Raw genomic sequence first — 22,779 nt, 5'->3', positions numbered from 1 at the left:
TTTTCTCACCTTTACTATTGTTCTGCCGCTTTGTTTACGCAGTTTAATGCGTTCAGACTTCTTGGATATCCGATAAACGGCAGGCACTGAGAGACGATCTTTATTAGAAATTCCTTATCATTTCCAATCCGCATATTCCCTGCAGCATGGCTGACAAGCTGAGGCTCACACCCTCCCTGGGCGGCCAGAAAACAAAATGTGATCATCTCACGCTGCCTGCAGTCAAGCCCATTTCTTGTATAGTAATCTCCGAAGCAGTTGGCTGCCAGCCATTGATTGATGTGAACACTTTCCCTGGGACCGGACTTCCAAAAGTCTCTCATCCCTTCGCCAAAGATCTCTGCCTGCACCTGTGTGCCCGCTTCTCTGCGGTTTTCCGCCGTTGTTGCTGCCTGCCCCTCCAGCGGCAGTGAAATTCCCTGTTCTTCTAATACTTGATTGCTAATCTTTAAAAATGGAAATACCCTTCCCATTCCCAGATACGCTGCTGCCTGATACACGATTTCCTTAATTTCCACAGGTGTAACTCCCATATTCAAAGCTGCAGGCAGCATTCCCCTGAATTCGTCTGTTCCCTGACAGCCTAATAATGCTGCCAGGACAGCCATAAATCTGGTTCTGTCGTCTAATTCAATCTGTTCCGCCACCTCATCAAAAGCAAAATTATAAAACCGCTCCATAAATTCCGGATCTGTCTTAAAAAAATCAGGTTCGTGTTCCTGAAACATTTTTTTCTGATATGCCTTTGCATTCTCTGTCACTGCCATTACTTCCCCTGCTTTCTCCTATATCCAGCCTTTTATCAAATGCTCCGCTTTCTCCACGCTGCCGCCGTGTATGGCCAAACCGCCCTCCACCCGGGCACCCGGACATAAACGCCTGATATCATTCAAACTGCTTCCCATTCCGCTTCCTTCATGGGTGCAAAATGGTTTTATTGTCTTTCCTGTAAAATCAAAATGCTCCAGGAATGTAAATACTGCCATAGGCATTGTGCCCCAGTAATTTGGATAACCAAGATAAATGGTATCATATCCATCCAGGGAATCCGGCCAGTTTTTCAGTTCGGGGCGTGCATTCCTTTTCTGATCTGCCTGGGCTTCAGCAATACACTCGTTATAATTTTTTGAATAAGGCTGAACCGGCTCTATCATAAAACTGTCTGCACCGGTCAGCTTTTTAATAATCTGAGCTGCCGCCTCCGTATTCCCCGTGGAAAGATCCCTGATCACACCATTTACATAATTTTCACCTCTGCGTGAAAAATACACAATCATTGCTGCCATCTTATCATCTCCTTTCTGTTTTATTATATCTGCCATCTGCTTGACGAAGAATCTCCAGTACGTTACCATAGTATAAACTAAATGTTCATACCAAGATTGGAGGTGCCCCATGTTTAACCCTCAATTAACTGTTTTTGTAACCGTTGCCGACTGCGGAAGTTTTACAAAAGCCGCAGAAGTTCTGTATATATCACCCACTGCCGTTATGAAGCAGGTGAACTCTCTGGAAGACCATCTGGATCTGAAGCTTACAAATCGTACTCCCACAGGGATTCGGCTGACACCTGCGGGAGAAGTTATTTATAAAGATGCTAAATATTTATTTGATTTTTCCAAAAGATCCATAGATAATGCCAGACAGACCATGACTTCTGCGGACAGTACATTCAGTGTGGGAACATCTCTTCTGAACCCGGCAAAACCCTTTATGGATTTGTGGTATCGTGTAAATAAAGATTTTCCCGGCTACAAACTGCATCTTGTTCCTTTTGATGACGATCATAAAGGGATTCTTTCAGAAATATCACGGCTGGGAGAAAAATTTGACGTCCTGATCGGTGTCTGCGATTCTAAGATATGGCTTAACAGATGTCATATGCTTCCTCTCGGAACATATAAAAAGATGTGTGCGGTCTCAAGGGAACACCGCCTTGCAGAGAAAAAGTGTTTGAAAATAACAGATTTGTACGGAGAAAAGCTTATGATGGTAAAGCAGGGTGACTCCGAGACCAATGACCGTATCAGAAATGATCTTCAAAAGAATCACCCTCAGATACAGATCGAAGATACCCCGCATTTTTATGATATGTCTGTGTTTAACCGCTGTGAGGAGACAGGGAATATCCTCTTATCTCTGGAATGCTGGCAGGATGTCCATCCGGGGCTGGTGACGATTCCTGTAGAATGGGATTACAGTATTCCCTACGGCCTTTTATATTCTCTTAAACCTGCTGAACATGTACTGCGGCTGATTCAGACATTAGAGAAGATGAGTCTGTGAAATAGCTCGAACGTAAAAGTCTTTAAGCAGAAAGACTTTTACGTGCTTTAACTTCCCTCAGAATCAGTGACTGGATATGTGACTGATTCTCTGGGCAGACCAGAAACATAAATGCACTGCTGCGGCATTTCTGGCAGTGTTCACTCTTCAGCCAAAAATCATATCCCATAGAACACTTTGGATTACAGGCATCCGGATCGATCATACGCTTACAGGGCGGTGCTGCAAGCACTGCCTGTATCATTTCATCAGGGAATGTATCAAAAACCTCTGTATACTGGTTTACATGAACACCATAAATCCGGGCAAGCATTCCTTTTTTCCGGAACACATAATTTAAAACGGTTTTCTTGTCCAGGCTGTAGGAAACTACATAGCCGCTCCTGGCAGATTTAATGTCAATTTTGCAGCCCAGTTCCATCAATTTATCATGCAGCTCTTTTACGAATTCCTGATTTTCTTCAGCTGCGGCAGCAAGAAAGTCTTTAAATTCTGCTTTTTGATTCATATCAATCTCCTCCTTATCCTAGTTCGTTTTTTCTTTCACACCGATCCAGACTTCTGCATATCCGCCCTGTCCGTAATATTCAATATCCGGTGCTCCAGATTTCATCCTGCCTGTAATATAACCTTTATTTAATGGTTTGTATTTTGATTTTGGAAGCCATTTCGTGATTGCCTGGGCTTCCGTTTTCCCTATGGTTTCCGCTGTACATGGGAACACTGCCCACGTCATAGCCGGAACAATGTATTCGGTAAATCCATCCTCAGCATCCCGGCTGCTTGAGACTGCGATCATATAATTGAAAATTCTGGAGTCTGTCTTGTCGGTATTATAAATATTAATTCCAAATAACCCCTGGGGCTCCTGATCTGACAACTCCATTAAAGTCTGTTCCATGCTGTCCTTTTTTATCTCAGACCAATGCCTGGGGATTGCCTTTCTCCCCTCTCCTTTTTTGTTTGTTGTCCGGATCATACTTCCGACAACACGAAAGCTGTCTCTGTTCTCAATACGAAAAGGTAAATCCATATGCTAGTCCTCCTGTTTTTTACTGTTCCGTGTCTATGACCGGTATCCATATCTGGCTCAAATAGTCCTTATCATATACATTGCCGCTGCTGTACCACTCAAGCTCCGGGCATTTTGCATGCCGGAACGGATAATTCACCAGCCACTCCTCCCTGAGATACTTCCATCCGTTTTGTATAGACTGAGGCACAGCACCTTTTAAGTCAAACACCGCCCATGAAGCCCCGGGCAGCACAGCTTCAGCGTATCCTTCCGGCACTTCCCGGTCTGCTGCCGCCATGATCGAATAATCCATTTCGTTTCTGCTTTCATCATAATTATGAAACAGTCCAAACAGGCCGCGGGGTTCTCCTTTGTCCATAGAGACCAGCTCAGAAAAAACACCGTTTCTCTGACAGTCACTCCAAAATTCTAATATTTTCGAAGACTGTTCCTCACTCCCACAGGAAAACCGGATGCTCTTTCCAATGAGACGGAAGGCCGGTTTTTGCTCCAGTCTCCAGGAATATTGCTGTTTTGCTGAAACCTGCAGCTTCGGCACAATCTGAAGCTTCGCATTCCTGATCCGGGCTTCTTTCGGTGAAATGCCATGAAATTGCTGAAAAGCTTTTGTGAAGGAAGTAGGAGAATCATATCCGTACTGATAACTCACATCAACCACTTTCCGCCCTGTACTTTTCAAGTCATATCCGGCTAACGTCAGTTTTCTGGAGCGGACATACTCTGAAAAGCTGATGCCGTTCATATAAGAAAATACCTTTTGAAAAAAACCAAAAGAGCACCCGGCGATCTTCAATATTTCGTCTGGATCAATAGGTTCCTGTATTCTCTGGAGATGATGTTCTACATAATCGACGATCATCTGCAGTTTTTCATTCCATTCCATGCTTCTCCTTCCTTTCTTTATTTCACTACGTCATTATAATCCATATAAAAGAATGATTCCTCTCTTTTCAGGTACTATTCGGATAGATTTTCTGCCAAATCTTTCTCCCCGAAAATGATCTGCCTTATTGCTTTTCCTTATGTGCGGTGATAATTGTATAGCTGTATGCATTTACCGTAATAATACAGCCATCTGCTTTTATGTACCAGTTTTTTCCTCTTCTCGTAATTACGGCACCAGGTGAGATAATTTTAGCTTTGCACCACTCTGCTGCATCATCTGTATCCAGAGAAAGGTTCCGTTTTATCCTGACAGCGCCTAAATCTGTCGTATGGATTCGATCCAAATTTGCTGTTAATTCATTAAATTCATTCATTACTATATCTGTACTCCTGCGTTTCTTTTCCATTTATTCTGTTCCTGCCTTATTGGGAACACGATGCCCGAAGGCTGTCCGCTGTAAGCGTTTCTGCACTTTTTATCATATCTGCCGGTGTTCCTTCAAACACCACTTCTCCTCCATGTTTTCCTCCGTCGGGTCCGATATCAATGATCCAGTCCGCCTGCTTCATCACGTCCAGGCTGTGTTCGATCACTACAAGAGTGTTTCCTCTCAGCACAAGCATATCAAATAATTTTAACAGGTTTTTAATATCAGACATGTGAAGCCCTGTGGTTGGTTCATCCATGATGATAATACTGCCCTTTTTTCCCAGATTCCTGGCCAGCTTGATTCTCTGCCGCTCTCCGCCGGACAGCGTGCTGAGCGGCTGTCCCAGTGTCAGATAGGATAACCCCACCTGCTGCATTACGTTCAGCCGTTTCGTGATCTCCGGATCCTCGAACACTTCCAAAGCCTGCGAAGCCGTCAGCCTCAGCAGATCCACGATGTTCTTCCCTTTATAAGTACAGGCCAGTGCCTCTTCATTATATCTCATACCGCCGCATGCCTCACATTCCGTAATGATCGGGTCCATGAAGGCCAGCTCGGTCACGATCACTCCCTTTCCGCCGCATACCGGACAGGCACCTGCAGAATTAAAACTGAACAGGCTGTCCGATTTCCCGCTCTCTTTTGCCAGCAGTCTGCGGACCGCATCAAAAAATCCCAGATAGGATGCCGGAGTGGACCGGTTGGTTGCCGTGATCGGCCCCTGGTCAACCATCACAATATCTTCCTCATATTGTTTGGCAAATACCTCAGAAATAAGTGTACTTTTTCCCGAGCCTGCCACTCCGGTCACAACAGTCATAATTCCCAGAGGAATGTCAACGTCAATATTTTTTAAATTGTGCAGACAGGCTCCCCGGATTGGGAGGCTTCCTGAAGGAAGACGCAGTTCTTCCTTAATCGGCAAAGACCGGCACATGGCTTTTCCCGTTAAAGTGTCTGACTTCAAAAGGTCCTGCCAGCTGCCGGCGAAAACAATTTCTCCGCCGTTTTGCCCTGCCTGCGGTCCCACGTCAATCACATAATCAGCAATGGAGATCACATCCTTATCATGTTCTACCACCAGGACTGTATTGCCTTTGTCCCGAAGCTGCATGAGCAGACTGTTCATACGGCAGACATCCCGGGGATGCATTCCGGAACTTGGCTCATCAAAGATATAAGTCAAACCGGTCAGACTGCTGCCCATGTACCGGACTAACTTAAGCCTCTGTGCTTCCCCACCGGACAGCGACGGAGTTTCACGGTTCAAATGAAGATAAGAAAGACCGATCTCTATCATCCTGTCCAGTCCCTCTATAAGTGTCTGAACCAGCACTCCTACTGTCTGATCCGTTATCCGGGACAGAACCTCCCTGAGCTGAGTCAGTTCCATCTCACACATATCTGCAATAGAATATCCATTTATTTTGCAGTTCAAGGCTGTTTTATTCAGCCGTTTTCCGTGACAGTCTGTACATTCCTTCTCCATGACCAGATTTTGTGACTTTTCCTTTGTATGTTTGCTTTTGCTGCTGATATCACGGTTTAAAAGAGTCTTCGCATATTTATGATATATCCCGGTTACTTTTGGATTCTCCGGACTGCCCTTTCCATCCCTGAAGCCATACAGCAGAAGATTGTATTCTTCTTTGGAATAATCCTTAATGGGCTTGTCAAGATCAAACAGTCCGGAATTGGCATACTGTTTCCAATACCAGGAGCCCCGGCGGAAAAGAGAATCTTTTATACATCCTTCGTTCCATGATTTGTCAAATTCTATCACAGCTTCTATATCAATCTTTGTAACTTTTCCAAGGCCGGAACAGGTTTTGCACATCCCGTTCGGATCATTAAAAGAAAAGTAAGATGCCGTGCCTGCATATGGCTTCCCTATTCTTGAAAACAGCAGCCGCAGACTGGAGTACAATCCGCTGATGGTTCCTACGGTTGAACGGGTATTCCCGCCAAGCGGCGACTGATCCACTACCACAGAGGCTGTCAGATTATCAATCCGTTCCGCCGCCGGTTTCGGATACTTCATAAGCCTTGATCTCACAAACGCCGGGTAGGTTGCATTCATCTGCCGCTGTGATTCTGCGGCGATCGTATCAAATACGATACTGGATTTTCCTGATCCGGATACACCGGTAAAGACCGTAATCTTCTCCTTCGGAATCCTGAATGAAACATGTTTTAAATTGTTTTGGGTCAGTCCCTGTACAATGATATCTGTCATCTGTTCATACCTCGTTTCTTTTCTATGCACTTCTTTCGTCCAGTATATCTGTAAACCGGGTCCTCTGCATGATACTTTTTGCTGAGTTATATGTCTGTTCTGGTGCAGATTAACCTGCTGGCTTCATATTCCAGTATGTGCGCCCTCCGGGTATGGTATAATGGTTGCAGCAAAGGAGGTGCCTGCTTGAAACATTTTTCTCCCTTAGAAAAAGCAGTCAGATATATTGAAGAACATTTGAATGAAGACATTGGATTAAGTGATGTGTCAAGGGAAACCGGCTACTCATACTATCATATGACACGGCTGTTTTCTTCTGTATTAGGCGAGCCGGCAGGCCGTTATATCAATCGGCGTCGGCTCTATAAGGCGTCAGAAAGCCTGCTTCATTCAGAAAAGAAGATCATGGATATTGCACTGGACTGTGGTTTTGAATCATCCGAGGCGTTCAGCAGAGCTTTTAAGTCAGCGTTCGGCCGCAGCCCTTTAGATTACCGGAAAGCAGGACTTAATCTGGTCGTACAGGCCAAAAGAGCACTGTCCCCCAAAGATATATGCCATGTTGCCAACAACATCTCACATACTCCGGAAGTATGCATGCTGGAAGAAACCAAAGTTGCCGGTCTCCGGGGTATAACCTCTATTTCAGACAATCGGCTCCCCGGATTATGGGAACAATATCTATGCCTTCACCAGGAACTCTTTGCGGCATCCGGCACAGGATACTGCATCTGCGAAACTTCCCAGACCACTTATACAAAAGAAGGCGACACAGAGTTTTCAGTTCTTGTCGGAAGCCCTGTCAGCAATTTTAAAAACCTGCCTCAAACACTGGAACAAAAAATATTAAGTCCGGGAAAATATGCTGTATTTACTCACCGCGGCTCACTGTCAAAGCTCTTAATATCCTATCAGTACATTTATGGGACATGGCTGCCCTCTGCAAAAGAAGAATTGGACAGCCGTGATGACTTTGAGTTATACGAACGGAAGGTATGTTCAGTTGACGACCCTGACAACGAAGTTAAAATATTTATTGCTATAAAATAAGGATTGTTAAGATCGGATTATTAAATTAAGAATCCATGGACAATGTTAAACATATAACCCACCAAAATAATTCCGCTTATACAGACGGCAAAAAACAATGCCAACAGTTTGGGCTTCACTGCTTTCTTTAACATGATCAGAGACGGTAAACTTAACGTTGTGACAGCCATCATAAAAGAAAGGATCGTGCCCAGCTGTGCCCCTTTTGCAAGCAGTGCTTCGGCAACCGGAATTGTTCCAAAAATGTCTGCATACATGGGAACACCGATCATCACAGCCAGCACAACACCAAATGGGTTATTGCTTCCTAAGACAGTCTCTGTCCAGCTGTGCGGTATCCAATTATGAATTGCTGCTCCAATTCCTACACCTGCCAAAATGTAAGGAAATACCTTTTTAAAGGTTTGGCAAACCTGTTCTTTCGCAAACTGTATTCTGTCTTTTCTGGTGAGTACAGCTGAACAAGTACCTGCGCAGCCTTCACTATTCGTAAAATCTTCCACATACTGTTCCATATGCATCTTTTCGATCAGTGCTCCGCCGATGACCGCAATCACTAAACCGACAAGAACATAGGCAACGGCAATTTTTGTTCCAAAGATGCTCATAAGCAGGACAAGACTTCCCAAATCAACCATAGGAGATGATATAAGGAATGAAAATGTCACACCTAAAGGCAGTCCGCTGCGTGTAAACCCCATAAATAACGGAATAGATGAACATGAACAAAAAGGTGTCACGGTTCCCAGCAATGCCGATATCATGTTTGCACCTATCCCATGAAACCGGCCTAATATCTTCCTGCTTCTCTCCGGCGGAAAGTAACTTTGTATATATGAGATAAAGAAAATTAAAAAACATAATAAAACGGTAATCTTAATTACATCATAAATAAAAAACTGAACACTTCCGCCTAACCGGCTGTTCACATCTATCCCAATCATAGATAATACATTTCCGATCAATCTATTTAACCACACCATTCCTAATACTTGGTCCTGAAAAAACAACCATATTTTATTTACCATTCTCACAAAAACTCCTTTGCTCTTTTTCATATCAACTTTTTTTGATGTGTAAGGTTTTTATAAAAGCCATCCGCAGATGACTTCTATATATAATATCCGGCTATGCTTTCATATCTGGCGTTGTCAATTCCAAGAGGCGTTTTGAAGCATGCTGGCTTCCTGCTTGATTCAGGCTGTAATAAGTCCATTTGCCCTCCTGCCTGCTTGTCACAATTCCGGATCTGCAAAGTATTTTCATATGATAAGATAAAGCAGACTGTCCTATATCCATATATTCTATTAAAACACATGCACACTTTTCACCGCTTTTCAAATGATTTAAAATAGCTAATCTCTTTTCATCACAAAGAGCCTTAAATATATCAGCGTCTTTTGAAAAATCAATCATAATCATCACCTCATCACATCAAATTATTTTGATATGAATATCATAACGTATAACACTCCTTCTGTCAACAGCTGCTGTATCACACAGTTTCTGATTGGATCATACATTAATGTAACGCATATTAATCGGAGGTACCTTATGTTAATTGATAAAACCCCATGCCTTTATCAGGGTCCCGGCAAACAGAACCCTGTCTCTATAGGAGGATATGATATCCTTCGCACTACAGATGATCCTCTTAATCCGGACTACTGGATTACATCCCAGACCACAGCCGTTTATGATGCAGCCTATGACAATGGATCCGGCGGCATTCTTCATTTTAATGACCGTCTCCGTATTTCTAAAGGAGCCACAGACGGCTGTACTTCAACCGTTACACTCGATATCGAAGCAAACCCTCTTGTCTTCTCCTACTATCCGCCCCACTCTCTGGACGTAGTATTTGTACTGGATGTCACTGCCAGTATGATGTCATCTATGAGCCGTAAAATGGCACAGGCCAAGAGAGCGCTGATTCAGACGATTCAGCTGCTCTGGCAGCAGAACAGAGATACAAAAGTTACCATTATTCCCTTTGCCCGGGACGCTTATATCCCGGAGAGCACCGGAGGCTTTTCCTACGACTATCTTGGAACTCTTTTCACCTGGCGGCGTTCAACTACAAGCGGAAACCTGATCGGCCAGATTCTTGGATACCGCAATGGATCTTATGTATCTGCAACAGATATTCCTTCCTATATGGCACAGTCTGCCCCTATTGCAGCCAGTGCAGAACGAAGCCTGTATAACTATTATAACTACTATAAAATTCAGTTCTCGGATATTTATAATGAAGATGGCTCTCCGAAGCCGGATACGGTTCTTGAGAATTACCTCAGCACAGTATACAGCCAGGATCCTGCAGCATACACCGGCAACTTTATCACTGCAGTTGCAGCAGGAACTCCGTTAACCGGCGCCCAGCTTCCCTACAGTATGAACGATACCGGCTATGAGAATAACACCATCCTTGACAATATGATCTGGGCCATCCCCTATGGGGAAGACACCAATACGGAGGCAGGCCTGAATCAGGCCTATACATTTTTTAAAACACCTGGATTTGCCCAGTCTGACGATATTCTGCGGCGGGCAGTGATACTCATAACCGACGGACAGGCGAACCGTTCTGTCAATCCGCAGTACCCTGATGTGTACGCCCGGCCGGGCAGTACCGACAGTGATTTCTTTCCGGATGTGCCCGGTGGGCCCTGGAAATATTTTTTATATCTTCTGCAGACCCAGCCAAGCCTGATTGCTGAGACAGCAAGCCGCTCCGCGACTTCTGAAGAACTGATTCTGGCTCTGCAGCGTGCATATGAGACGGCACAGAAAATTAAGGAACCAGCTGACGGCAATGCCTCCCTTTTCGTACTGGGAATTGAAATAGATGCCCAGACACCGGGCCCTTATACCCGCGATGATATTCTTAATATTATGCGTACTATCGCCACAACCGGAACCTACCTGCATGAAGCCACAGAGAACGATCCTGAGCATCCTATCATAGAAGAACTGGAACGTCTGGTAAGAAATCTTCTTATTCTGACCGGCGGGCTTAAAATTACCATCACCGATTCCATCAACACGGCACTGTTTGATTATGTTGCCGGTTCCCTCCGTATCACCGGTATCCAAGATTCTCTGAAACTAAAATCTATTAATGCACCTGATATCACAGATCCGTCAGATCCTGACTTTACAGTTTACAAAAAGCCGGCACTGCTGCCCGATCTAAACGATACGGCTGTTCAGAATGGAGTTATCACTGCAGATCTGGGAATTCTGCCATATCTGCCTGCATCTCCGGATAGTCAGCTGCGGATACAGCTGAAATACCAAATCACCAATAAAGGATCCGCTCACGGCACACATCTTCATACAAATTATGACAAAGAAACCCTTGCTGCCTTCCTGGAACCGAACCATCTTGATGCAGGAACTTCCAAACTCACATATGATAATCCAATCCGCACTCTGCGTTTTCCAACTCCGGTCATTTCCTGCAATTCAGATTATACGATAGAGAAATTTGTGGGCAGTTCCAAAGAAAACGCTGTTTATAAATCTATTGATATAACAGCATGCCAGACTGTCTGTTGCCGGTTTGTTGTGACGAATCACACCAATGCTCCTGTTCAGTTTCCTTTGCTGTATGATGTCAGAGGGGCCGAATCCATTTCTGAGGCATTATCCAGCCAAAATGTACAGGTACTGGCAGAAAACTTCACACTGCCTGCTCTGGGCACTGCTGAATTCACTTTGGATTATAAAACAAAATGCGGAGACGGAACTGTACGGGACTATGCCATACTGAAGCTCGAAGAGGGTTATCTGTATGATAACGCTGAAGTCATGGTTCACGACGGTACAGCATACTATACAGTTCAATACCTGAATAAATGCACAGGACAGCGCATCTGCCCCGACAAACTCATTACAGACGTAAATGCATGCTCTGTCATATCTGCATGCCGGCATATCTGCTCCATCCCCTGCTGGAAATTCGTATGCGCGCAGCCTTATCATCTGAATTTGTGTGAGGGCGAAAATGTTCTGAAGCTTTTCTATACTCGCTGCTGAACATATGCAGTTTCAGGCACCTTTTCATTTCTAAGCTCAGCATCATAACTAAACAAAGTTGTCAGGCATCCACTCTCTGAGATCCTGACAACTTTGCACGATAAATTTGACGGTTTCGTCTATTTAAGAATTAATTACAGCTTCAAGCAGTTTCTTTAGGGATTGTGCAAATCTCTCATTATCTTCTTTGGTCCGCTTTGACGGACCTCTTAAATGGCGCTTCCCCTTTCCTGTCCGGGCCTTTTTTGCCATATGCCGTTCCAGCAAAAGCTGATCCATATTATTCTCGGTATACCATCTGCCGCTCTGATGAATCCCGTAAGCTCCCTTTCCAAGTATCATAGCTGCCACGCCGTAATCCTGTGTTACAACAATATCCCCTTTTTTACATTGATTAACCAATGCAAAATCAACTGCATCCTTTCCGGCCTCTATGACCTTCACTTCGCTGTACTCTGTCCGGAGGATATGGCTGGTATCGCAAAATAAAATAACGCCGGCATCCTTTCGTTTTGCCTCCCGTTCCACAATTTCTACCACCGGGCAGGCATCTGCATCGACAAGTATTCTCACAGTTTTTTCCTCTTTTCTATATTGCGGCCAGCTGAACACCGGGCATAGGTCTCCGTATATTCTCTCCGAAGCTTCCGGTAAATATCCATGACCGGCTTACAGTGAACCGCTGTCTTCCCCATAATCTGGTCGTAGTTGGTGGTCATAAGGTCAACCAGCCCGGAATCTATCAGGCCGCTCTGGCTCATTTCACTGATAATAGAAATAATACGTTCCCTGCCATATGCCTTTTTATAACTGCGGGTACCCGCAAGAGCACTCACAATATCTGCCATAGCCACAATCCGTTCACCGATAGTCAGATCTTTTGCCGACAGTCCCCGCGGATACCCCGAACCGTCCAGCTTTTCATGATGCCGCAGGGCAATCCTCTGGATCGTCTCAGGAATATCATCCTCAAAAATTTCTGCTGTGATATCCACATGAGTACGCATAACTGCCATTGCCTGGGGGCTGAGTCTTCCCGGATACTCCAGTATTTCAACCGGAATTCCGATCTTCCCCAAATCGTGCAGCAAAGCTCCGAAGACGATCTGGTTCCGGTAAGCAGGCGTAAGCCGCATCAGTTCTGCAAGTTCATTGGAAATACTCGTGGTGGTAATGGTATGTGTAACCGTATGTATGCTTCGGAAATCCATAGAGTAGATAATTGTCTTAAGATAGGCAAGGATTTCCTCATGGCTGAAAGCAATCTCTGACTGCATATGTATAAAAGCCGGATCACGTTCTGCTTGTTCAGCAGTAAAAGATGCAAACTGCATATCTGCCAGAGCATCTACCAGAGAGGATTCAAAACGGGTCCCGCGCTCACCGGAAATAATCCGGATAAAATCAGAAAAAGACCTGTGCTCTGAATTCATCCAGATATCCAGACGGTCAGAAATATAGATCAACTGTGCAATATATTTTAATTCAGCGGAGATATCATCCTGTTCCTTCAGCTCACTCCAAGGTGTATGGTGATAAAGAACAGCCGGTGCAAATGATGAAAGAGGCGTAAAATATTTGATAAACAAATAGCCGTATACTGAATGCTCCCATACATTTTCCGTTTCAAACTGTACCATGCGGTCAATTTCTTCTGTTTTATATGCACCGATATCATGAAGCGCAGCAAGAAAACACAGATCACGGAGTTTCACAGAATGAATGCCGGGCACATCACGCAAAAAACAGGAAACAATATAAGATACCCTTATTCCGTGGTCAATCAGCCGCTTATCCACGTGGCTGCATGCACGGCGGAGAATGCCTATGACCGCCTTATTATCAATGAAGCTTGTATTGTACTGTAACATATATCCTCCGTTTTCTAATACGTTATTTCTCCAGTTTAAACTCCACGACCGCATAGGGATCTCTGCTTTCGTCACACAATTCCGCTACAATCCGTTCCTCTCCCCCGGAAATGCGGGGTATCATTAAATCGCCCAATTTTGCGGCATTCTTATATTCTACCCTGACCTGACGAATCTTTGTGCAGAGAGGCAGCTGATTCCACGCCTGCCTTACATATTGGCTGTTATTGACGTGATGGTTACTGTCAATCCAGGATTTGGGTACTCTCACCGGATCCTTCTCCTGCCAGTCTTGGGGAAGTTTTATCTTCCTGGGCTCATATTCCATAGCCAGTCTAGGTTCCGGAGCATAAACTGCAACTTCTTCCGGAGAAGCTTTTACCGGTCTTCCTGACTCCAAGTCCATATAGACCCAATAAGAGTTGGCATAGGCCAGCATCCCATCATTTTCGTCTTTCATTGTAAAATTTCTCAGGCCGAACAGCCGCTCAAATCCTGACGCCCAGGTACTGGTTCTTACCAAATCTCCCTCCAACGGGAAACGTTCAATGATAATCTGCCATGAATTCAGCACCCACGCTCTGTTCTTTGATGCCAGATAGCGCACCCCTACCCCTAAATCTTCTGACTGGAATACGCTGCAGTCCTGAAAATAATCAACAATGCCCGGGACCGGCAGCTTTCCTTCTGCATCTACTTCACTATATCTTACTCTGCCCTCAAATGTATACATATCTGCTCCTTTACCTCTACAAAATCTGTCCTGATAAGTGTAGCATAAGTATGGAGATGTATCAATTTTTCATATCAAAGAATCCGATCAAAACCGTCCAGACATAGGCACATGTCTTTGGTATCATCAGCATGCCTGCCGCCGGAAATCTGTCTGCCAGCAGAACAACCGGGATATAAAAAGCAAAGCTCAGCGTAATCGTAAGCCACATACAGCCAAACGGCCGGTCCTTTCCGTTTCTGGTCTTCTGAAAAAATAAAATGATGATAAGCAGCCCCATTGCCGCAAACGGAATATTGCGGTAAATCCCCCATTCAAGCGGTGCCTGGGCACTCATCCACTGATTTTGGGGAAACAGACATAAAGCGATCCTCAGAATGGCTAAAATATAGACGGCCACTGTCAGGTACTTTTTATCCTTTACCTTATAGCGCATTCTCCAAATATGATAAAGCAGAATATAAAAAAGAGTCATCGTTATGGAAGTGACCAGTTTCCCGATTCCCAATGCCGCTGTATAATTCTCAAGTCCTGTAGTACACAAGGCCACGGCTCTCGGAACCAGATGAAACGAATCTCCGGCTCCGAGAATCACCGCCATAATTCCAAAAACTCTGTACTGTCTATTGTTCCTTCCTTTTCTAATCATAATAATTCCAATGGTAATCACTGTTGTAAGATATAGAATATCAAAAATTGTTTCCATCACTGCCTGCATTCTTTTCTCCTCTCCTGCCGGTTCTTTGCCTGCGCACAATTCCGTGCTCCATTTTGTATTTTTATATATTGGGCGGCAAATGCCATTCCTGCCAAAAACAAGGCTGTTCCCAATCCGGTATAAAACACTGCAATCCAGGATTCAGGCCAGATACCGGACATTCTGATCCCGATTCCAAAGGTCATCATAAAGCCCATAATACAAAAAGATTTCAAATCAAAAAATTTAAATAGAAATTGTTTTTCTTCTTCATAATTTATAATACGGGCTGTATGTTTTCTGACTAGTTTTCCAAACACCATAATCTGAAAAACTGCGAACACCAATGCTGAAATAAATCCATTCAAAATAGACCAATTCTGTTTATATGCTATGATGCCGATTCTTAAAATATTGATTCCTGCCAGTCCCCATACAATACCTGCTGCTAAAAGTAATTGTTTTTTCTGTACTTTCATATTTCCTCCTTTATAATTTTTGTAATCTTGACCCTGGTATTATTTTAATGAACAACGTTCATTTTATATTCTTAAATTACCTGCCAAAACGGCAGGCACTTAATAAAGAATCCGTCTTATGATTTCTAAAAGAGAACGGCAGTCCCGTTTCTTTTCCAGCATAAGAGAAGTCACATTCATAAAAACAAAATCTATAAAACTCTCCCGGGTCAAATTTTCATTAAAAACATCCGGCTTTATTTTGTGGTCATTGTCCAGTACATGGAGAAGTTCCTGCTTTATATGTCCAAAATACTGCTCCATCATCCGGCGCCCCTGTTCTTTTTCCCCGGCTGCAAAACTCATTGAATGCAGAGTGAAAAATCCGGGATACTTTCTGGAACCATCCTGTATCCTTTCAAACAGCCATGCAGCACTGTCTGCGAAATCCGCAAACTGCGATGAATGTTCGGACATATGAAATATTTCTTTCCAGACCTCTTCAACAGTAGCCGTCAATAACTCCGTTTTGGACGAAAAATAGTTATATACAGAACCTACTGCCACACCACAGGCAGATGCAACTGTCCGCATGTTGACCGCCTGAAGTCCACTCTCCATCACAAGCTTCCGGCTGGCTGCCAGGATAGCTTCCCTGGAAGTCACTGCTTTCTTCATGAAATACTCCTTCCTATAATGAACAACGTTCATTATAATAGAAACCGGCAGGTATGTCAACATACCTGCCGTCAGCCTAACTGTTTTTATCCTCTGTTCTTTGAAGGATATACTGCTCATACTTTGACCTGTAATATCTGCCCGCACACAGCATCACCAGCCCAATGATAAACACAGCTGTCCTGCGGGGTGTATTCGGAGAAAAGATAATAGATACTAAAATGCCTGTACCCCCGCCCTCTAAAAAATCCATGAGTTTCTTTTTCTTCCATACGTTTTTTTCTCTTTTGAGAGAATCAATCACATTGTCATCTGCCTTCACCCGAAACTCATCGTTATCAAGCCTCTGCCCGCTGAGCAGCTCATTCATATTGATCTTAAATTCATTGCATAAACTCATCATTGTTGATATATCCGGCATATAATTTCCATTTTCCCACCGGGAAATTGTTTTATTTGTCACTCCGATTTTCTCACCTAATTCCGCCTGTGTAATTCCCCGCTCTTTCCGCAGCAGGGCTATGAACTCTCCTATTTTCTTCTGATCCAAAATCAATCCCCTCCTTTTTCATCCAATTCTTTCCCACTGTCTCCTGTCGGCTCTGAAAAAGCCTCCTTCGGATGGGCGTGTGTTGTACAACAAGGTAGTATTATAATAACAGGAGAGAATAATTTTGTATTCCTCACAAACAGCGAATCAGAAATTTATTGGCTTTTTACCCTTATTTAAAGATATAAATTAAATGACTTTATAATATTTCAGCGCTTTTTCTACTCCGTCGGCATCCACATGCTCTGTTACAAAATCTGCACAATCCTTTACCTTTTTTTCTGCATTCCCCATTGCGATCCCGATTTCTGCATAACGGAGCATATCCATATCATTTTCACCGTCTCCAAATGCCATAATCTCATTTTGGCCAATGCGGCAGTCTTTCAGGATCTGCTGTATACCAGCAACTTTTCCTCCGTTTTTTGCAATAATATCAACAGCATATGGATTCCATCTGCTCATTTTACAGTCATCAAGCCCTGCCGTTATTTTCTCTGCCATTCTTTCGTCAGAATACAGAATAAACTGATAGATAGGTTCTCCGGAGTAAAATCCAATCTCCGGAATCGGTGTCTTGATCGCCTCCTGTGCTTTTTCAACCTTTTCGTCAATATAATTAATATACATCCTGTCCTTTTCGACCAGCATCACAGGCAGGCTCCGCTCTTCAAATAAACCAAGCATCTGTTTTACATCCCTCTCGCTGATGGGTTCACTGTAAAACACTTCTCTCCGGCTGTCCAGGCAAAGCTGTCCATTTAAAGTTATATGCCCATCAAACGGTATTTCCTCAACAGGCAGCTCCTGCATCTCTGACATGTGTCTGCCTGTGGCTGTAAATATCTTGATTTGGTTCATTCTCAGCTGATCTATTGCTTTTCTGGCACTTTGGGGAATCTCCCCGGTTGTGCTGGAGATCAGCGTGCCGTCAAGATCAAAAAAAACTGCTTTTACCATTGATTTCCCTCTTTCTTTTATATGCAAGTGTAAAAATAACGCAGATAATGTTTCCACTACCTGCGCCATTTTATGAGATTACTCTCAATTATTTCTGTACAATATTTACGATTCTTCCCGGAACATAAATCTCTTTTACGACCGTTTTGTTCAATTTATCTCCTAAAGCTTCTTTTGCTTTTTCAATGACTGCTTCTTTTGCATCGTCTGCTCCGATGGTGATCGTTGTTCTCGCTTTACCGTTGATCTGTACGGCAATCTCAACTTCATCATCTTTTAAATATGCTTCATCGTATGCCGGCCATTCCTGCGCAAATACACTGTCTGTATGTCCTAACTCACTCCAAAGCTCCTCTGCAATATGAGGCGCAAACGGTGCCAACAGAACAATGAACGTTTCCAGTGTTTTCTTGTCAACTCCGCCCTTTTTAGCCATATCATTGAGTTTATTATTGTATTCCATGAACCCGCTGACTACTGTATTCAGGCTGAACTTCTCAAGCCGGCTTGTCACATCATATACAAGGCGGTTGCGCACCTTCAAAAGATCCTTTGTCTCTTTCACGTCTTTATCTTTCTGATCCAGGACAACATTGTAGAAACGGCTTAAGAAACGGCGCACACCGTCAATTCCCCGCTCATCCCACTCTGCATCTAACTCAGGCGGTCCTACGAACAGCTCATACATTCTGAGGGAATCACATCCATAATCCCTTACCAGGTCGTCCGGAGAAACTACATTTCCTTTTGACTTGCTCATTTTAATTCCGTTCTTTCCGGTGATCATACCCTGGTTAAACAGCTTATGGAACGGCTCATCAAAGTCTACTGCTCCGATATCGTATAAGAACTTGGTATAGAACCTGGAATACAGAAGGTGAAGCACTGCGTGCTCTACACCGCCGATATACATGTCAACCGGAAGATATTTGTCTGCTTTTTCTTTTGACACCAGTTCTTCACTGTTCTTGCTGTCAATATAGCGCAGGAAATACCAGGAGGACCCTGCCCACTGCGGCATGGTGTTTGTCTCTCTTTTTGCCGGTTTTCCGCATACCGGACAGGTTGTATTGACCCACTCATCAATATCTGCAAGCGGAGATTCTCCTGTTCCTGTAGGCTCATATTTTTCTACTTCCGGAAGTGTCAGCGGAAGTTCTTCTTCCGGCACCGGAACGGCACCGCAGTCAGGGCAGTGAACGATCGGAATCGGTTCTCCCCAATAGCGCTGGCGGCTGAATACCCAGTCTCTCAGCTTATAGTTGGTCGTCTTTTTGCCCACGCCCATCTTTTCGATGATCTCCGGAGCTTCCTCTTTTAATACAGAAGATTCCATGCCATTCCAGTCACCAGAATTAATCATTGTTCCGGCTGCCTCTGTGTATGCTTCTGTCATATTTTCAATTTCTTTTCCGTCTTTTGCAATAACCTGTACGATCGGAATATCAAATTTTGAGGCAAATTCAAAGTCACGGTCATCGTGGGCAGGAACACACATGATAGCCCCCGTACCGTAATCTGCAAGAACATAATCGGACAGCCAGACCGGCACTTTTTTGCCGTTAATCGGATTGACCGCATAGCTTCCGGTAAACACACCGGTCTTCTCTTTATCCTGCAGGCGGTCTACCGAAGATTTCAGAGATGCCTGGTAAATGTATTCTTCCACCGCTTCCCTTGTCTCATCTGTGGCAAGCCCGGCTGCCAGCTTATGCTCCGGCGCCAGTACCATAAAGGTTGCCCCGTGAAGAGTATCCGGTCTTGTAGTGTAAACCGTGATTGCCTCATCGCTGCCCTCTAATTTAAAGTCAACTTCTGCACCGTGGCTCTTTCCGATCCACTCTGCCTGCATCTTTTTAACCTTCTCAGGCCAGTCCAGCTTATCCAAATCTCCCAGAAGGCGGTCTGCATATTCTGTGATCTTTAACATCCACTGTCTTAAATTCTTCTTTGTCACATCTGCACCGCAGCGCTCGCATTTTCCATTGACTACTTCTTCGTTGGCAAGTCCGGTCTTGCAGGAAGGACACCAGTTGATCGGCATCTGTTTTTCATAGGCCAGTCCCTTTTTAAACATCTGTACAAAGATCCATTGGGTCCATTTATAGAACTCGGGATCCGTTGTGTTGACCTCCATGTCCCAGTCATAGACAGCTGCGATTTCACCGATCTGGCGTTTGATATTCTCAATGTTCTTAGCTGTTGACTCTTTTGGATGGACTCCCATCTTGATCGCATAGTTTTCTGCCGGCAGCCCAAAGGCATCCCATCCCATAGGATGGATTACATAGTAACCGTTCAGCATCTTATAACGGCTCCATACGTCGCTGATTACATAACCTCTCCAGTGTCCTACATGAAGTCCGCTTCCTGACGGATACGGGAACATATCCAGACAATAATATTTTGGCTTTTTGCCGTCATTTACATTGACCGGCTGTTCTTCCCAGTGTTTCCTCCACTTCTGTTCGATTGCCTTATGATTATAAGGTACTGCCATAATTTTCTTCCTCCTAAACTGTATCTCTGATCTATTTTCAATATATAAAATAAACTAATATATACTTATTAACTTATTTATTTTATCATATACCCGTTTGATGTCAATATTTCTGCGGTCCTATCCATAAGAAAAAGGCCGCACACCTCAGTAAATAATATGAAGTGAGCAGCCTTTTCTAGTTTCATTAGTTTTGTTGTGTTGTTTTCATTGTTTCTGTCGAAGACGGTATTTCAGTTGGATCAGGTGTTTTTTTAGTAACAACTTCGACCGTTACTGTCTTGGAAACTTTCTTTCCATTTTTACCTGTGTAACTGATCGTCACATCATATGTGCCGTCTGCGTTTTTAATCTTAGACATATCAACTGACGCTTTATCGGCCTTGACAGATGTACCATTGTCTTTGATCGTAACAGCTTTTAAAATTTCCTGCTGAAGTACTTTCTTTGCTTCATCAAGTTTATCGTCCGTTACCGTCATTGTAAACGTCTCCGGATTTATTTTGATCTCGGCATCCTTGTATCCTTTTACCGTAACCTTTACAGTCTTAGATGCTGCCCTGTAAGGTTTATTGCTGTTCTTTACTGTGTACTTCACAGTGTAAGTTCCGGCTTTGTTAAATACATAAGCTTTTGCCTTAGAGTAGGACATGGATGTTGCTTTCTTTTCTCCTGGCTTTGTGATGGAAACTGTCATAGCTGTGGTCCTGCTCTTGCCGCTTCTCATCTTAGCTGTAGTCTTAAAGACTGCATTTTTTGTATTGATCGAAACTGTTTTATTTGCCGCATTGGAAATTACCGGTGCCAGTGTATCCACTACTTTTACTGTGATGGTCTTGCTGGTGCTCTTTCCAAGTGCAGATTTAACAGAATACTTAATCTTATATGTACCTAAAGATTTGGTGCTGAATTTTGCTTTGGTATACTTTTTCTTCTTAGTATTATACTTTGTGACAGAATACTTCACCTTGCTGGTCAGACTCTTCTTAGTCACATTATCCTTTGCTGTCACATAGGACTTCACACTGTAGGATTTGCCGTATTCCACTGACTTTTTCTTCTTGGAAGAAACTTTGATGGTCGGTTTTACCTTGCGGTAAGGATTGTTCTTATCCGGATCGGTAGGATCCCAGTACATCTTTCTGGATGTGGAAACCTTGATTCCTTTTGGTTTGCCCAACGGTCCAGGATTCTTGCTGCTGTAGATGGTGACTTTTGTCCCAAGCTGACAGTTGTCATAGATCCATTTGGCATCTGCCACACTTAAACGGACACAGCCATGGGATGCAGTCTGTCCAAGCTTATTATACTGGACTGTGGACTGACTTGCCTTGCTGTGGCTGTAGTACCATACAGAGTGGAATAAAATCCCTCCATGGATCCTTGTACAATATTGGCCGTAGCTTGGACCCATCAGAGTCTGCCAGCGGTATTTGGCCGGAGTATAATAGGTTCCTGACGGAGTATTTGATCCTCCGCAGGATACTAAAAATGCCTTCACCGGTTTATACTTTCCTTTGGTAAGCTTATATACAGTGGCTACATTCGCCTGCTTATTTACCTTAATCCAATATTTTGTCTGTGCCGCACTGACGCTCTTTGTCTCTGCCGGACCGATTCCTGCCCCGATCAGAAAAGACAGCATCAAAAGGACTGCTGTGAACTTCTTTAACCTGTTTACTTGCTGCTTCATAATTACCCCTTTCGTCTTTTCTCAATACCCTACCATTATATCCACTCTTATTTATACTTGTAAATAGCAAAAAGTATGTTATGATAAATTTAAGAAAATTGTAAAATATCAAGGAGGATATTATGATCGCATTTAATCATTTTAACTTTAACGTATTAGACTTGGACAAAAGCCTTGACTTCTATAAAAAAGCACTGGACCTGGAACCGGTACGGGAAAAGTCCGCATCTGACGGCAGCTTCAAGCTTGTATTCCTGGGAGATAAGACCACTGGTTTTTCATTGGAGCTTACCTGGTTAAAGGACCGAACAGAACCTTACGACCTGGGCGAGGTAGAATTCCATCTGGCACTGGAGACCGATGACATGGAAGCCCTCCACAAACGCCACGAAGAGATGGGATGCATCTGCTTTGAAAATCCTGAAATGGGAATTTATTTTATCAGTGATCCTGACGGCTACTGGATTGAAATCATTCCAAGCAAAAACTGATGCATGGTACAATAATTATACTTATAAATAAAGGGAAGCCTGTCTTACGGAAAGGCTTCTCTTTATTTTGATGATTTCTAATCTATGACATTTTGACCAGTTCTCCGGCTTGCTGTCTCAGGAATGTAAGATTTTCTAACTTTCAGCAAAGTCTCTCCGGCGGCCCGTTCGGAACTCGCTGAC

At 43.7% G+C, this 22,779-nt stretch carries 23 protein-coding genes; 4 read left to right on the top strand and 19 right to left on the bottom strand.

Translation table 11 applies throughout. The annotated features are described in order from the left end of the window. Positions 1–14: 14 nt before the first annotated feature. Together KH180_RS09840 and KH180_RS09835 are read right to left on the bottom strand one after the other, a co-directional pair. Positions 15–767, bottom strand: a complete 753-nt coding sequence (locus KH180_RS09840) for a carboxymuconolactone decarboxylase family protein (RefSeq protein ID WP_290759790.1) — start codon at positions 765–767, stop codon at positions 15–17. A gap of 18 nt (positions 768–785) precedes the next feature. Further along, the gene (locus tag KH180_RS09835; protein ID WP_290759788.1) at positions 786–1,286 is read right to left on the bottom strand and encodes a flavodoxin; all 501 of its coding nucleotides are present in this window, start codon (positions 1,284–1,286) and stop codon (positions 786–788) included. Positions 1,287–1,395: 109 nt separating this feature from the next. Between KH180_RS09835 and KH180_RS09830 the strand changes: the two genes are divergently transcribed. Continuing rightward, positions 1,396–2,286, top strand: a complete 891-nt coding sequence (locus KH180_RS09830) for a LysR family transcriptional regulator (protein ID WP_290759786.1) — start codon at positions 1,396–1,398, stop codon at positions 2,284–2,286. Positions 2,287–2,308: 22 nt separating this feature from the next. On the opposite strand, the gene KH180_RS09825 is transcribed toward KH180_RS09830, so the two are convergent. The 5 genes from KH180_RS09825 to KH180_RS09805 form a co-directional block, all read right to left on the bottom strand. Next, positions 2,309–2,794, bottom strand: coding sequence for a hypothetical protein (locus KH180_RS09825; RefSeq protein WP_290759785.1), 486 nt, complete (start codon positions 2,792–2,794; stop codon positions 2,309–2,311). Between the two features lie 18 nt (positions 2,795–2,812). Further along, positions 2,813–3,319 carry a GyrI-like domain-containing protein gene (locus KH180_RS09820; protein ID WP_290759783.1) on the bottom strand — a complete coding sequence of 169 codons (507 nt, stop codon included), beginning with the start codon at positions 3,317–3,319 and terminating at the stop codon, positions 2,813–2,815. 19 nt (positions 3,320–3,338) lie between these two features. Beyond that, positions 3,339–4,205 (bottom strand): AraC family transcriptional regulator, encoded by an 867-nt coding sequence (locus tag KH180_RS09815; protein ID WP_290759781.1) that lies wholly within the window; start codon positions 4,203–4,205, stop codon positions 3,339–3,341. Between the two features lie 124 nt (positions 4,206–4,329). After that, on the bottom strand, positions 4,330–4,581 hold the full coding sequence (locus KH180_RS09810) for a DUF3781 domain-containing protein (protein WP_290759779.1): 252 nt from the start codon (positions 4,579–4,581) through the stop codon (positions 4,330–4,332). A 49-nt stretch (positions 4,582–4,630) separates the two neighbouring features. Next, positions 4,631–6,874, bottom strand: a complete 2,244-nt coding sequence (locus tag KH180_RS09805) for an excinuclease ABC subunit UvrA (RefSeq protein ID WP_290759777.1) — start codon at positions 6,872–6,874, stop codon at positions 4,631–4,633. A 186-nt stretch (positions 6,875–7,060) separates the two neighbouring features. Between KH180_RS09805 and KH180_RS09800 the strand changes: the two genes are divergently transcribed. Further along, a complete protein-coding gene (locus KH180_RS09800; RefSeq protein WP_290759775.1) occupies positions 7,061–7,924 on the top strand; it encodes an AraC family transcriptional regulator in 864 nt (287 codons plus the stop codon). 20 nt (positions 7,925–7,944) lie between these two features. On the opposite strand, the gene KH180_RS09795 is transcribed toward KH180_RS09800, so the two are convergent. Continuing rightward, positions 7,945–8,952, bottom strand: a complete 1,008-nt coding sequence (locus KH180_RS09795) for a permease (protein WP_442859915.1) — start codon at positions 8,950–8,952, stop codon at positions 7,945–7,947. 100 nt (positions 8,953–9,052) lie between these two features. Beyond that, positions 9,053–9,340: an ArsR/SmtB family transcription factor gene (locus KH180_RS09790; RefSeq protein ID WP_290759771.1), complete on the bottom strand. Its 288-nt coding sequence runs from the start codon at positions 9,338–9,340 to the stop codon at positions 9,053–9,055. A gap of 138 nt (positions 9,341–9,478) precedes the next feature. Between KH180_RS09790 and KH180_RS09785 the strand changes: the two genes are divergently transcribed. Beyond that, entirely contained in the window at positions 9,479–11,965 is a 2,487-nt protein-coding gene (locus tag KH180_RS09785; protein ID WP_290759769.1) for a hypothetical protein, read from the top strand. Between the two features lie 123 nt (positions 11,966–12,088). Here KH180_RS09785 and KH180_RS09780 read toward each other — a convergent pair whose 3' ends face one another. From KH180_RS09780 to KH180_RS09735, 10 genes are all read right to left on the bottom strand, one after another. Beyond that, the gene (locus KH180_RS09780; protein WP_290759767.1) at positions 12,089–12,538 is read right to left on the bottom strand and encodes a YaiI/YqxD family protein; all 450 of its coding nucleotides are present in this window, start codon (positions 12,536–12,538) and stop codon (positions 12,089–12,091) included. Further along, positions 12,535–13,836, bottom strand: coding sequence for an HD-GYP domain-containing protein (locus tag KH180_RS09775; protein ID WP_290759765.1), 1,302 nt, complete (start codon positions 13,834–13,836; stop codon positions 12,535–12,537). Before KH180_RS09775 ends, KH180_RS09780 begins: the two co-directional genes overlap by 4 nt. A 22-nt stretch (positions 13,837–13,858) precedes the next feature. Next, on the bottom strand, positions 13,859–14,569 hold the full coding sequence (locus KH180_RS09770) for an acyl-[acyl-carrier-protein] thioesterase (protein ID WP_290759762.1): 711 nt from the start codon (positions 14,567–14,569) through the stop codon (positions 13,859–13,861). Between the two features lie 61 nt (positions 14,570–14,630). After that, positions 14,631–15,287, bottom strand: coding sequence for a hypothetical protein (locus tag KH180_RS09765; protein ID WP_290759760.1), 657 nt, complete (start codon positions 15,285–15,287; stop codon positions 14,631–14,633). After that, positions 15,275–15,745: a hypothetical protein gene (locus KH180_RS09760; protein WP_290759758.1), complete on the bottom strand. Its 471-nt coding sequence runs from the start codon at positions 15,743–15,745 to the stop codon at positions 15,275–15,277. Before KH180_RS09760 ends, KH180_RS09765 begins: the two co-directional genes overlap by 13 nt. A gap of 99 nt (positions 15,746–15,844) precedes the next feature. Then, the gene (locus tag KH180_RS09755) at positions 15,845–16,402 is read right to left on the bottom strand and encodes a TetR/AcrR family transcriptional regulator (protein ID WP_290759756.1); all 558 of its coding nucleotides are present in this window, start codon (positions 16,400–16,402) and stop codon (positions 15,845–15,847) included. A gap of 76 nt (positions 16,403–16,478) precedes the next feature. Continuing rightward, positions 16,479–16,952 (bottom strand): helix-turn-helix domain-containing protein, encoded by a 474-nt coding sequence (locus KH180_RS09750; protein WP_290759754.1) that lies wholly within the window; start codon positions 16,950–16,952, stop codon positions 16,479–16,481. A 189-nt stretch (positions 16,953–17,141) separates the two neighbouring features. Further along, positions 17,142–17,912: a Cof-type HAD-IIB family hydrolase gene (locus tag KH180_RS09745; protein WP_290759751.1), complete on the bottom strand. Its 771-nt coding sequence runs from the start codon at positions 17,910–17,912 to the stop codon at positions 17,142–17,144. Between the two features lie 88 nt (positions 17,913–18,000). Next, a complete protein-coding gene (gene leuS / locus KH180_RS09740) occupies positions 18,001–20,412 on the bottom strand; it encodes a leucine--tRNA ligase (protein ID WP_290759749.1) in 2,412 nt (803 codons plus the stop codon). A gap of 187 nt (positions 20,413–20,599) precedes the next feature. Then, the gene (locus KH180_RS09735; RefSeq protein ID WP_290759747.1) at positions 20,600–22,105 is read right to left on the bottom strand and encodes a L,D-transpeptidase family protein; all 1,506 of its coding nucleotides are present in this window, start codon (positions 22,103–22,105) and stop codon (positions 20,600–20,602) included. Positions 22,106–22,227: 122 nt separating this feature from the next. On the opposite strand from KH180_RS09735, the gene KH180_RS09730 reads away from it, so the two are divergent. Next, entirely contained in the window at positions 22,228–22,596 is a 369-nt protein-coding gene (locus KH180_RS09730; protein WP_290759745.1) for a VOC family protein, read from the top strand. Positions 22,597–22,779 lie beyond the last annotated feature (183 nt).

Source organism: Anaerostipes sp. (genome assembly GCF_018381315.1).
Classification (GTDB): Bacteria; Bacillota; Clostridia; order Lachnospirales; family Lachnospiraceae; genus Anaerostipes.
This window is presented reverse-complemented; position numbering and strand designations above follow the sequence as displayed.

Excerpts from the sequence above, each read along its gene's own strand:
- KH180_RS09840 (WP_290759790.1), bottom strand. The coding sequence starts at position 767 with ATGGCAGTGACAGAGAATGCAAAGGCATATCAGAAAAAAATGTTTCAG.
- KH180_RS09835 (WP_290759788.1), bottom strand. The coding sequence starts at position 1,286 with ATGGCAGCAATGATTGTGTATTTTTCACGCAGAGGTGAAAATTATGTA.
- KH180_RS09830 (WP_290759786.1), top strand. The coding sequence starts at position 1,396 with ATGTTTAACCCTCAATTAACTGTTTTTGTAACCGTTGCCGACTGCGGA.
- KH180_RS09825 (WP_290759785.1), bottom strand. The coding sequence starts at position 2,794 with ATGAATCAAAAAGCAGAATTTAAAGACTTTCTTGCTGCCGCAGCTGAA.
- KH180_RS09820 (WP_290759783.1), bottom strand. The coding sequence starts at position 3,319 with ATGGATTTACCTTTTCGTATTGAGAACAGAGACAGCTTTCGTGTTGTC.
- KH180_RS09815 (WP_290759781.1), bottom strand. The coding sequence starts at position 4,205 with ATGGAATGGAATGAAAAACTGCAGATGATCGTCGATTATGTAGAACAT.
- KH180_RS09810 (WP_290759779.1), bottom strand. The coding sequence starts at position 4,581 with ATGAATGAATTTAATGAATTAACAGCAAATTTGGATCGAATCCATACG.
- KH180_RS09805 (WP_290759777.1), bottom strand. The coding sequence starts at position 6,874 with ATGACAGATATCATTGTACAGGGACTGACCCAAAACAATTTAAAACAT.
- KH180_RS09795 (WP_442859915.1), bottom strand. The coding sequence starts at position 8,952 with ATGGTAAATAAAATATGGTTGTTTTTTCAGGACCAAGTATTAGGAATG.
- KH180_RS09790 (WP_290759771.1), bottom strand. The coding sequence starts at position 9,340 with ATGATTGATTTTTCAAAAGACGCTGATATATTTAAGGCTCTTTGTGAT.
- KH180_RS09785 (WP_290759769.1), top strand. The coding sequence starts at position 9,479 with ATGTTAATTGATAAAACCCCATGCCTTTATCAGGGTCCCGGCAAACAG.
- KH180_RS09775 (WP_290759765.1), bottom strand. The coding sequence starts at position 13,836 with ATGTTACAGTACAATACAAGCTTCATTGATAATAAGGCGGTCATAGGC.
- KH180_RS09770 (WP_290759762.1), bottom strand. The coding sequence starts at position 14,569 with ATGTATACATTTGAGGGCAGAGTAAGATATAGTGAAGTAGATGCAGAA.
- KH180_RS09765 (WP_290759760.1), bottom strand. The coding sequence starts at position 15,287 with ATGCAGGCAGTGATGGAAACAATTTTTGATATTCTATATCTTACAACA.
- KH180_RS09760 (WP_290759758.1), bottom strand. The coding sequence starts at position 15,745 with ATGAAAGTACAGAAAAAACAATTACTTTTAGCAGCAGGTATTGTATGG.
- KH180_RS09755 (WP_290759756.1), bottom strand. The coding sequence starts at position 16,402 with ATGAAGAAAGCAGTGACTTCCAGGGAAGCTATCCTGGCAGCCAGCCGG.
- KH180_RS09745 (WP_290759751.1), bottom strand. The coding sequence starts at position 17,912 with ATGGTAAAAGCAGTTTTTTTTGATCTTGACGGCACGCTGATCTCCAGC.
- leuS (WP_290759749.1), bottom strand. The coding sequence starts at position 20,412 with ATGGCAGTACCTTATAATCATAAGGCAATCGAACAGAAGTGGAGGAAA.
- KH180_RS09735 (WP_290759747.1), bottom strand. The coding sequence starts at position 22,105 with ATGAAGCAGCAAGTAAACAGGTTAAAGAAGTTCACAGCAGTCCTTTTG.
- KH180_RS09730 (WP_290759745.1), top strand. The coding sequence starts at position 22,228 with ATGATCGCATTTAATCATTTTAACTTTAACGTATTAGACTTGGACAAA.